The sequence below is a fragment of the Arthrobacter sp. GMC3 genome, assembly GCF_002929305.1.
Lineage (GTDB): Bacteria > Actinomycetota > Actinomycetes > Actinomycetales > Micrococcaceae > Specibacter.
In genome coordinates this window covers 1-1,749 of sequence record NZ_PJIO01000042.1, presented here as the reverse complement: position 1 = coordinate 1,749, position 1,749 = coordinate 1, and the positions used below count along the sequence as shown (strand labels likewise).

General features: G+C 59.4%; 1 protein-coding gene. It reads right to left on the bottom strand.

Translation table 11 applies throughout. The annotated features are described in order from the left end of the window. Positions 1–170: 170 nt before the first annotated feature. Positions 171–1,343 (bottom strand): acyl-CoA dehydrogenase family protein, encoded by a 1,173-nt coding sequence (locus CXQ94_RS21265; RefSeq protein ID WP_104092566.1) that lies wholly within the window; start codon positions 1,341–1,343, stop codon positions 171–173. Positions 1,344–1,749 lie beyond the last annotated feature (406 nt).

Below are 1,749 nucleotides of genomic sequence, written 5' to 3'. Positions count from 1 at the left end.
GACACCGCCGGACAAACAGTAAACAGGTCGAGGCCCCACACCACACGGTGCGGGGCCTCCCTACTTTAACAACCCACACACCACACCACCACGGCCTCCCCACCAAGAGGCCACACCACTTTAACAACCCCCGTCATTCGGCACCGCGGTAGCGTGCCACGTAGAGTCACCTAACCGAAGGCGGAAATGCCGGTGATCTGCTGACCCAGAATCAGGGTGTGGATTTCATCCGTGCCCTCATAGGTACGCACGGACTCAAGGTTATTGCTGTGCCGCAGGGGAGAGTAGTCCCCGGTGATACCGTTTCCTCCGAGGATTGAACGGGCCTGCAGGCAGATCTTGGACGCCTCCCGTGTGTTGTTGAGCTTACCTGCAGAGATCTGGGCCGGCGTCAGCACGCCTGCATCCTTCAAACGGCCCAGGTGTATGGCCAGAAGCTGACCTTTCCCCAACTCCAAGGCCATATTGACCAGCTTCTGTTGCGTGAGTTGGAACCCTGCCAAGGGTTTGCCGAATACCAAACGCTCTTGGGCGTAGGCCACTGCTGTTTCGTAGGAATCGCGGGCGGCGCCCATGACACCCCACATGATCCCGTACCGTGCCTCATTCAGGCACTCCAACGCTCCGCGCAGACCTTGGGCACCAGGGAGCATCGCCGATGCCGGCATTCTCACCTGGTCCAGATCTATGTCGCATTGAATCGAAGCTCGCATCGAGAGCTTGTTAGCAATCGGGGTGGCTGTAAAGCCTCTTGTATCGGTAGGAACGATGAAGCCCCGCACTCCGTGTTCGGTCATTGCCCAAATGATGGCGATGTGGGCCACACTCGCCAGACCAATCCACCGTTTGCTTCCGGTGATGATCCAGTCGGCTTCGGCGCCTGGGCCGGAGCGTCGGGCAACAGTGCTCATCGAGGCTGGGTCCGATCCGGCGCCTGGCTCGGTCAGGCCAAAGCACCCGATTGTTTGTCCCAGTGCCATGGAGGGGAGCCAGGTCTGCTTTTGCTCCTCCGAGCCGTGTCGATGGATGGCGGTCATTGCCAGGGAACCCTGCACGCTGACAAAGGTTCGGATACCGGAGTCGCCAGCCTCCAGCTCCATAACCGCGGCACCGTATTCAACCGCAGTCCGGCCGGCGCATCCGTACCCTTGCAGATGCATCCCCAGTAGCCCAAGGGTTCCTAGTTCGCGCACCAGCTCCAGGGGAAACACTCCTTCCTCATACCAAGAGGCGATGTTCGGCTTGACCCTGGCGCCAACAAATTCCCTCACGCTGTCTCTCAGCTGCAACTCCGCGGCGGTAAGAAGCCCGGATACACCCAACAAATCTGAATCATGTCCCATCGGAAGTACTCCCTGCATTCGTTTCGACTGCCTGTCCTTGAATGCTAACCCGCAGGTTACTCGAAAGAGTTCAAGCGCCAGAAACGGACATTGCAGCACAAGTGTGCTACAGCCACAACTGCGGCCACAGCAGGTGGCAGCACGCTGGGGGCTCACAACTTAACTCAGCGTTGCTATAACCGGTCAGTGAGGACGGTCCTCTGCGCACACATGGAGCGGCCCTTGGACGAGCACCCTTGCATAGCCAGTGAAGGGGCACCCGTCCGCTTCAAGGAGAACCCGGCTGCCCGGACCCACGCGCCAGCCGCAATCTCGGACGGTGGATGTGTTCCCTGTTTGTGTGGAGGGTTTTCTCAGGTTGTGGTTTTAGTGTGGTGGGTGCGCAGGGTCACAGTGTTTGGGTTGG

What these genes read in the sequence shown, in the direction of transcription:
- CXQ94_RS21265 (WP_104092566.1), bottom strand. Translation starts at nt 1,343, where the DNA reads ATGGGACATGATTCAGATTTGTTGGGTGTATCCGGGCTTCTTACCGCC.